The organism is Candidatus Abyssobacteria bacterium SURF_5, from assembly GCA_003598085.1.
GTDB lineage: Bacteria > Abyssobacteria > SURF-5 > SURF-5 > SURF-5 > SURF-5.
On sequence record QZKU01000110.1, the window covers coordinates 20,074 to 29,406 of the forward strand.

Below are 9,333 nucleotides of genomic sequence, written 5' to 3' on the forward strand. Positions count from 1 at the left end.
GTTTCAGATCGCCTTTCGAATTTTGGCCGGCAAGCCCTTCTCCAATAGCTCCAGATACCGGTTCAGTTTCTCTCCAAGTTCCTTCAGATCGAGTGGAAGAATTGTCGGAGATACTCCTACCGACTTCGCCGTCTCGAGATGCGGAGAGGCGGCCTCAAGATCGCCTCCCAAAAACTTCCTCTCCCCGAGCAGGAAATGCGCAAGCCAGTTCTGAGGAGAAAGCTCAATGGCTTCTTTCAACCACGCCTCGGCTTGGGCGGAATCGCCGCCGGCCGCCGCGCAATCTGAAAGCACAACGGCCGCAAGCCAGAAAACGTCTTTCCAGGTCTTCATGTCGACTTCTTCGCGCAGCCGCCACAATTCCCGAAGCCACCCGGCGGCCGCGTCCACCTGGCCGCAGAACAGGAAGCCCTGCGCAAGCGCAAAAAGAATGTAAGGGTCCTTCGGCCTGTTCGCCAACTCGCGAGAAAGCAGTTTCAGGTTTCGCAGATTCTTCCGCAAAACTTCTTCATCATCTGAATACCCGACGTGACGAATCGTGAAGTCAGGACAGTTTACCAGGTCCACTCCGGCGGAAACCAGGCTTCGGACGACTTGTTCATGGACCGCCCCCTGCCACTTTAATTCCGACTTGTTCGGAAACAATCTCAGCGTGTAATTTCGTACTTGCGCTCGTCCCCTGCCAATCTCGGAGTCGAGCGGAAAGAATACTCCGCAGGCAGTCCCTCTCGCAATGAATTTGCGCAGCGTTTGGACCGCTTTCGGCTCAAGACGATCATCAGCGTCCAGCCAGAAAATCCACTTTCCCTTGCTGTGCCTGAGCGCAACGTTTCTCGCCTCCGCAAAATTATCATTCCATTGATGCCGCAACACTGTAGCTCCGAGTGATTCAGCTACCTCCCTCGTCGAATCCGAAGAGCCGGTATCGACAACAACGGTCTCATCGAAAAGCGCTGCAATCGGCGCAAGCCCCTCCCTGAGGTTGCGCTCCTCATCTCTCACAATCATGTTCAACGTCAGATCGAGCCGCCGGGGATGAGCCCCCTTCAGCTTCGCATCAACATATTCGAGATTGTTCCGCGCAATCCGGTGATCCGGATCGAGCGCGAGCGCCCGCTCGAGCAGTCCCCGCGCCGCTTCAAATTCGCCGGCGCGAGCCTCCACATATCCGAGCTTCGCGAGCGCGTTCACATCGTGAGGATCGAGCGCCAGCGCCTTCCCGTATCGCTGTTCCGCTTCAGCCAGTCGCCCGCTTTTTTCCAGGACCACCCCGAGATTATAAAACGCGCAAGCCGACGCGGGATTTGCGGCGATAACCTCCTTAAGCAGTTCCTCCGCCTCGGATAGCTTGTTCAGGTGAATTTTCGCTATCGCGAGGTTCAGAAGGATTCGCTCATCCCGCGCTCCAAGTTCAAGCGCCCGCTCAAGCGGCCCCTCCGCCTGCCCATATTCGCCTACGTCCAAGTACTGTATCCCCAGCTCATACTGCGCCTGAGCGTTGGCGGGAGATTCCTCCGCCTTTCGTTTGCCAAGTTCCAGATAATAGCGCCTCTTCGCGTCCCGTCCTCTTACGTAGCCGTAATGATGCACCGGGACATCGATATTTTCGATCCGCTTTCCAGCCCTCAGAATTGAAGGCTCGACGCACTCGTGCACGCGCCCCTCGAACCTTACTCCCGGAACCTTCCTGAACAGCCTCACCTTCCTTGACGGAAACCAGCCCGGCTGTCCGCACGCGTACGGATCGGAAACCTCGACCTGCTGCCAGCCCACAATCCGGCGATCGGTCGAGTAGTTGCGGGTGAGCATGGAATAGCCCCACGTCTCGCCCGCCGGAGAGAGGGAAAGGATCTTCTCCAGGTCCCGACGAGCAATGATTTCATCGGCGTCAATCACCAGTATCCAATCCGAAGTCGCGGATTCCACGGCCGCGTTTCTCGCAGCGGAAAAGTCGTCTTTCCACTCTGCCCGCTCCACCTTAGCCCCGCAAGAACGCGCGACCTCGGCCGTGGCGTCCGCGGAACCGGTATCGATCACCACAATCTCATCGGAGATCGGCATCACGGATTCAATGGCCCGCTTTATCTGCTGTTCCTCATTTTTCACGATAAAACACGTGCTGAGGGTAAAAGACTTTCCCGCATTTCCCGAAGGCGCCGGTCGCATCGGGAAATTGGGAGGTTCGCATGAAGCTGACTGTCGTAATCTCTTGAGGTTAGCCTTCACGCTCGAACATTCCGGCGCGGCTTTCATAGCCTTCTGGAACGCCTCCTCAGCTTCAGTAACCCGGCCGATCGAAGCATAGAGGGCGCCAAGATTGTTCAATGCCTTGCTATCTGCGGGATATCTCTCAAGCAGCCTGCGGTATGCCGACTCGGCTTCCCGTTCCCTGTTCAGTCTTTGGAGCGTTACCGCCAGATTATACAGCGAGTCGTAATTCTTCGGATCAAGCTGCGAGGCGGCCTCAAATTCCTCCGCCGCCTCCCTCAGCCGCCCGGCACTTAAAAGGACGACGCCCAGATCATAGTGCGCCGGAGCAAAGCCATCCTCCAGTCTGAGAGATTTCTCGAATGAAAAATTTGCATCTTCCATCATGCCGAGACGAGCCTCGATGACTCCCAGCTCATAGTGCGCCTTGTAATCATTCGGGCTTTCCTTGCATTTTATCTCGGCCAGCCTCCTCATCCGCGCCAGCTTCGCCCTCATCAGGGCTTCCGGTTTCAGATAGCCGAAATGGTGTACCGGAACGTCGAGCGGCTCGATTTTGCCGCCAACACGCCGAATCGAGGGCTCCACCAGCTCGTGCACCCGCCCCTCAAACCGTATCTGCGGCAGGTTGCGAAAGAGACGCACCTTCCGGGATTCCACCCAGCCGCGAAATCCAGCCGCCGGCGCAAATCTGCCGTCATTGAGGATGAAATTGGCCGAGGACGCGTCATCCGTATAATTTCTGGTTGGAAGCGTGAACCCTGCGGCGTCCGTCTCCTCGATCGCCCTGCGGATGGCAGGCGCCGCGTCGGGTGACAGAACCTCGTCGGCATCGAGAATCAGAGTCCATTCAGACCGCGCCATCTCAAGAGACGCATTCCGGGCACCACTGAAATCATCTGCCCATTGAATCGACTTCACGTTCGCCCCCAGTCGCCGGGCAAGTGCGGCGGTTGCATCGGTCGAACCGGTGTCCACAACATTGACTTCCCAAACCAGCCCGCGAGCGCTTGCAACACATCGAGCGAGGTTTTCCTCCTCGTCCTTCACGATCATGCACAGCGAAATCGATCCCGGTGATGAAGACTTTTCTTCTTTTCTAGGGTTCATATGAGGTCTGCTCCTGCTCGTTTTCTGACGGGGAATATTGAAGGAAACGCAGAAGTCTTTCCTTTAAAAGCGCGGTAATCTCCAGAACAATCGAGTCGATCAGGTCGGAGCGGATGTCGACTTCCCGGCTAACCGAAGGAGGCGGAGAAGAAAAGGCAACTTCCGCCTTCAGCCGGCGCCCTATGGCCGCCAATGAGTACCCGTGCACCTCCGACAGACGTTTGATCTCCAGCACGCACTCGACCGCCTGCCGATCATAGCGGCGCTGTCCCCCCGCCGTCCTCTGCGGTTTCAGAACATGCGGCATTACCCGCTCCCAAAATCTGAGCGTATGGGGCGGGACACCCGTTAAATCGCTGACGCGCCGGATCGTAAGCGCATTTTCCTGTTCTACCGCCGCGCCCGGTTTCTCCTGTAATTGCGCCTGCACCGCGTCCTCCTCATAGAGGAAAGAATTTCTTCCTTCCCCTTATCTATCGGCAAAGTTGAACGTTAACTTTAACTTTTTCCTTGTCTTTTTCCCAAGAGTTGCCAAATCCCGCGGATGAACTGTATAATCTTTTCGCTTGAAAGATCCGTTCTTTTGGCCATGGGAGCGTTCATCATGCCTTTTCTGGAGATTTCCTCGGGCTCAAAGGAACCAACCGTCTATCACCTCCGCTCGGGACGCGTGACAATCGGACGGTCGCGCCAAAACGATGTCGTGATCGAGGACGATACAGCTTCCTCCCACCATGCAGTGATTTCCCTCATTAACCGCGCATACTTTATCGAGGACACCGAGTCCGCAAACGGCACGTATGTTAACGGGATTCAGGTCCGCAGAAAACGCCTGCGCGACCGGGATCGGATATCCATCGGAAGGACCTACCTGCGATACTTCGTCAATCCAAAACCCGATCGGCAAGAGGAGGTGCCGGTCAAACGAGCCGATTCGAAAAAGATCCTCCGTGCTTTCGCCGCGGACACCCCATCCCCAAAAAGCCTGGTCGCGCTGCGGCAGGCCCACGAAAATCTGAAACGCATCTACGAAATCAATGCAATCATCTCTTCCATTTTCGATGTGAGAGAACTCGCGGAAAAAATCCTGGAAATCATCTTCTCGCTCTTCAAGGCCGACCGCGGCTATATCATGCTCCTCGAGACGGGACAGTCCGAGCTGAACCTGGTCGCCTCAAAGAAAAAAAACGGCGCCGGCGCTGAGACCGGCGTCGATTTCAGCCGTACCATCGCTCAGCGCGTGCTCGAGACGGAAGAGTCCGTCATCACCTGTAACGCTCCGGAAGATGAACGCTTCCCCGACAGGCAAAGCATCCTCGGCGGCCACATCAAGTCCGCCATGTGCGTCCCCATCCGCGGCAGAAACGACAAACTCGGCATCATCTACGTTGACCACCGCGGGGCGCCCGATCACTTCTCCGAAGAACACCTCCAGTTGCTCACAATGGTCGCCAATTCCGCCGGCATCGCCATCGATAATATCCGCCTGTATGAGGAAAATCTCAAGATCCAGGTGCTCAAAGCCATCAACGAGGAGATGCAGGAAAAAAACCGCAAATTGATGGAGCTCGAATCGCTGAAGGAAGACCTCATCAATATGGTCGTCCACGACATGAAAAATCCGGTCACCAACACCATGATGGCCCTCGACCTGGTGGCCCTGGACCCGCAGGCGCAACTCTCCGAACAGCAGCGGGAATACATACAACTCGCAAAGCGAAATCAGTTTAAATTATCTGAAATGATCGCCAACCTGCTCGAACTCTCGAAACTCGAGAGCGGACGCATGCAGATCGAGCGCGCTCCGCTGGACCTCGCCAACCTGCTCGACCGCGTCGTCGAGCGCTATGCGGCCGTCTTGAACAAAGAAGACCAGTCCGTTATCGCTGATATCAAACCCGCCGCCCGGGAAATCGTCTCCGACGAGCGGCTCCTGGAGCGCGTTCTCTCCAACATCCTTTCCAACGCCATGAAGCATAGTCCGCCAAGAGCCGAAATACATGTTGCCGCCGCGCCCGCCGCCGACACCGGTGAGATCGTCGTCTCCGTCCGCGATTTCGGAGACGGCATTCCTTCCGAATTTCATCAGAAGATCTTCGAGAAATTCTGTCAGGCAGGACTCCGCGAATTGGGACACCGAACCGACACCGGCCTCGGACTCGCCTTCTGCAAAATGGCCATCGAAGCCATGGGCGGACGCATCTGGGTCGATAGCAAACCCAAAAAGGGAAGCTGCTTCTCCTTCTCTCTGCCGCGCCAACCTGTCGCCGAAACCGCCAGCGACCAAACCTCTAATTAGCTCCGTCTGCCTATCACCCGTCTCAACATTCCATCGCATATCCGGACACCTCTTGCCAAGAAGATTGAAAAAAAGATTCAAGCAACGTGACCTTGTGCTGTGTATCTCTTTCTCTGCGCTCTCTGGGCCTCTGCGGTAAAAAAAAATTCTTGTTACGATAACCTCAAGTTTAGTTACTCCAATCTAGTCTTGGAAAACATGGTTTTCTTTCAGAACCAGAATGCCATCTTTAAAATAATCTTGGACAGCAGTGTATGCGGATCATCAATCCCCCTCGTCTGCCACGCGCCTCGCGTGGTCAGGCCATTCGCATTATCTCTAATGACCTCCCCCTTATCCGGCGCCTGGAATCCTTGGTCCCCTTCTCCCTTTCCCCTTCCGCTTTTTCTCTTTTCCCTTTTACTTTTCACCTTTTCCCTTTTACCTTCCTCCCCTCCATTAGCCAACATAAAAGCCTTATGGGCATACTTGTATCAGAAGAGGATTTTCCCCGAGAACCCCGAGAACCAATGGAGGCGAAACATGGGCCGTCGACAGAGAAACACCCAAAATGGATTGATGACCAGGATGCTCGGGAAAACCGGCCGAATGGCGACCACCTTCGGTCTCGGCGGGCAAGGCTCTATCCAATGGCCCCGCCGCGGGGTGGACGGCGAGAAAATCATCGACAAAGCATTGGGGAAGGGCGTCACCTATTTTGATACCTCCAACATCTACGGCCCGAGCCAATTAACCTTCGGAAAAGCCTTCCGGCGGCTTCACCTTGTTCCCGAAGTACCCGGATACGACCGGCGCCTCCGCAAGAACCTGTTTCTCGCGTCCAAAACTCACATGCGCTACTCCGTTGCAGCAAGCGAGGCCCTGGGACCGAACTCAGTCTCCAACGGCGCCCGCGTCCGCAACGCAATACACGACGTGCGCAGGTCTCTCTCACAAATATTCGGGGACGGCAGGGGCGGCTATCCCAAGGGAGCATATCTCGACCTCGTCCAGATTCATAACATCAATACATTGGAGGAAGTCGACGCCATATTCGAAGGCCTTGAAAATCCCGATCCCCATGCCGAACACATCGGCGCGCTCGCCGGCCTGCTCGACCTGCGAGACGGCACAAACCGAACGGGCGCAAATCCCGCCGAAGAAAAACTGGTCCGCCACATCGGGATAACAGGTCATTGGAACTCGCCGGCATACATGGAGGCGATTCAACGCGACAGACTGGGAATCATCGACACCCTGCTTATCGCGATCAATCCAAACGATAAACTGTACCTGAATCACCAGAACAACGTCATCCCCGTCGCCAAGGCCAAAGGACTCGGCGTGATCGGCATGAAGATATTCTCCGACGGCGTCATGTACGGCCGCGACTCCGGCTCCCGCACGTTCTCGCATCAGCCCGAGGACGTCTACATGAAGGTCGGCTCAAAAGAACTGCCGTCACCGCCGCTTATACAGTACGCCCTCAGCGTGCCAGGAGTCGACATACTTATTGCGGGAATCGGAAATATCGACGATTCCGACGACCCGCACGTCGATCAGCTCGTCTCAAATATCGATGCAGCCCAGCTCCGCGAACCGCTTTCGCCGGATGACATGCGGCGCATCGAGGAGCGAACCTATGAGATAGCCGGCGGCGACACCAACTACTTTCAGCGGCCGGCCACAGGCCTGACTCCGCCCCGCGCGCTCCGCGCCGACTGCGACAGCGGATACTACGAGTATAAAATAGGAACCCCCGCAATCTATCTCGCCTGGGATTGCAGCTATGCCGGCGCTTCGCCGCTGGCGTCTTACGAGATCTTCCGCAATGAACAAAAAATCGGCGAGGTAGCGCATCATCCACAAACCACACAGGACCCGTTCCGCTTCAGAATCGAGGATTCGCCGGGACTGCACATTTATCGCGTCCGCGCGGTCGACCAAGGCGGCAACCGCAGCCCTTGGGCCGAAGTCCCCATTACCTGCCCCTCCGCCTGAGAGTTGCAAACGATAATCATTATTATCTCTCTGATTTCCACCCTCATGTTCGCCAAATCAATCAACATTATTTTCCTTTCCCTCTCAGGAAAAGACCCTAGATGCGGGTATGGGTGGATGACATAGTATGTAAAAGAGAAATAGAGAGGAGACGCGATGATAAAGAGACTGCGTCTCAAAGAAAATCGATGAGGCGAATCCAATAAAAGGAGAAACCAACAATGAAAATGCTTGGCCTTTTAGTCGCGATGGCATTTGCCGTGAGCACGTTGTTTACGGCTCAGACGTTCGCCGGAGACATGTATTCCAGCGGCAAAATGCATGGTGCAGCTAAAATGCACAGCTTCTACAAAGCCGATGAAATCATTGGCAAAAATGTCTTGAGTAAAGATGGAGAAACGCTCGGAGAAGTCGAGAACCTGATCATTGGGAGAAACGGCGATGTGAAGTTCCTCCTGATTTCGAGTGGAGGAGTGTTCGATATCGGTGAGAAAGTCGTCGCAGTTCCCTGGTCGACGGTTCAGACTCCTGTCACCGACACGCTGATGCTTTCGCTTGGGAGCAGCACCGTTCGTAATGCGCCCGCTTTTGCGGAAGGCGAATTCACCGCCGACTTGGAGCGGGAAGTGAACGCATATTATGAAGAAGAAGGAGCAAAAAGCGGCTCCACTGAATTCGAGCATCAGGGCGAATTCGAAGGCAAGAGCAAATACGAGCATAAAAGCAAAATGATGCACGAGAAAGGCGCCATGAGCAAGGAATTCCACGGCGCTTTCCGCGGAAGCGAATTGTTGGATAAGCCGGTCCTCACAAAAGAGGGTGAGAGGGTCGGCCAGCTTCAGAACATCATCATTGGTGCAAATGGCGAAGCGAAGTATGCGCTTATTGCTTCGGGAGGTTTCTTGGGTTTCGGCAGCGAACTCATAGCTGTCCCCTGGAGCATGATTGCGCCGAGCACGGAGGAAGACGCACTTACATTGAGTGCATCCGCTGAAAAACTCCGAAATGCTCCGAGCTTCGACGAACAGAGCTACGGCCCCGAATGGGAGCGCGAAATCCATACCTATTACGGAACCGATGAAGGAATGGAATATAAATCGCGCGACTTCGAAAAGACCGGGAAAATGGAAAAAGGTCGATTCGGGGAAGATGCTGGAATGAAAGGGTCCGCCTCTTTTGAAGGCGCGGAATATGGCATTTTCAAGAGCGGCGACCTGATGAAGAAAACGGTCCTTGACCAGCAAGGACGCGAAGTGGGAACCGTTCACGATTTCGTCATTAGCAAGGACGGGAAAATAAAATACCTGATCCTTTCCTTCGCGGATGAGAGAGGCGAATTCGTCGCCGTCCCGTGGCAAGTCGTGAAAGTGGGACCTGAAAAAGACATGCTGTCTCTGAACGTCACCCATCAGAAACTCATGAACGCGCCGAGGTTCGTGGAAGCCGATTGGCAGAACCTCGACGATCCTGCCTGGAACCGCAGAATCCACAGCTATTACGGCCTGGATGCTGAGGGCAAAAACTTCATGCACAAAGACAAGATGCACGAAGGCATGAAGGATAAGGGCATGATGTACAACAAAGGCAAGATGGACGACCGTAAGAGCGGCTACTAATTCATACTGATCATAGATAGTCGGTAGTGTAGGCTAATTTCTGTAAAAGTAGACAAAGCGGCCAGCTTTGTGCTCCAATCTTTGGTTGTAGTTGTAGGGAAATCAAAGAGAGGAGGACAC

At 54.9% G+C, this 9,333-nt stretch carries 5 protein-coding genes; 3 read left to right on the forward strand and 2 right to left on the reverse strand.

Annotated elements, in window-relative coordinates; all coding sequences use genetic code 11:
• Positions 1–3: 3 nt before the first annotated feature.
• Positions 4–3,318 (reverse strand): glycosyltransferase, encoded by a 3,315-nt coding sequence (locus C4520_15675; GenBank protein ID RJP17808.1) that lies wholly within the window; start codon positions 3,316–3,318, stop codon positions 4–6.
• Positions 3,308–3,748, reverse strand: a complete 441-nt coding sequence (locus tag C4520_15680) for a MerR family transcriptional regulator (GenBank protein RJP17809.1) — start codon at positions 3,746–3,748, stop codon at positions 3,308–3,310. The genes C4520_15675 and C4520_15680 overlap by 11 nt, the downstream gene beginning before the upstream one ends.
• A gap of 114 nt (positions 3,749–3,862) precedes the next feature.
• Between C4520_15680 and C4520_15685 the strand changes: the two genes are divergently transcribed.
• The 3 genes from C4520_15685 to C4520_15695 all read left to right on the forward strand — a co-directional run bounded on the left by C4520_15685 (position 3,863) and on the right by C4520_15695 (position 9,213).
• Entirely contained in the window at positions 3,863–5,617 is a 1,755-nt protein-coding gene (locus C4520_15685) for a GAF domain-containing protein (protein RJP17810.1), read from the forward strand.
• A 99-nt stretch (positions 5,618–5,716) separates the two neighbouring features.
• Positions 5,717–7,597 (forward strand): aldo/keto reductase, encoded by a 1,881-nt coding sequence (locus C4520_15690; protein ID RJP17811.1) that lies wholly within the window; start codon positions 5,717–5,719, stop codon positions 7,595–7,597.
• 221 nt (positions 7,598–7,818) lie between these two features.
• A complete protein-coding gene (locus C4520_15695) occupies positions 7,819–9,213 on the forward strand; it encodes a PRC-barrel domain containing protein (GenBank protein RJP17812.1) in 1,395 nt (464 codons plus the stop codon).
• The last annotated feature ends 120 nt before the right edge of the window (positions 9,214–9,333 follow it).

Bases quoted from the DNA above. Each gene is read 5' to 3' on its own strand.
- C4520_15675 (RJP17808.1), bottom strand. From the start codon at position 3,318: ATGAACCCTAGAAAAGAAGAAAAGTCTTCATCACCGGGATCGATTTCG.
- C4520_15685 (RJP17810.1), top strand. From the start codon at position 3,863: ATGAACTGTATAATCTTTTCGCTTGAAAGATCCGTTCTTTTGGCCATG.
- C4520_15695 (RJP17812.1), top strand. From the start codon at position 7,819: ATGAAAATGCTTGGCCTTTTAGTCGCGATGGCATTTGCCGTGAGCACG.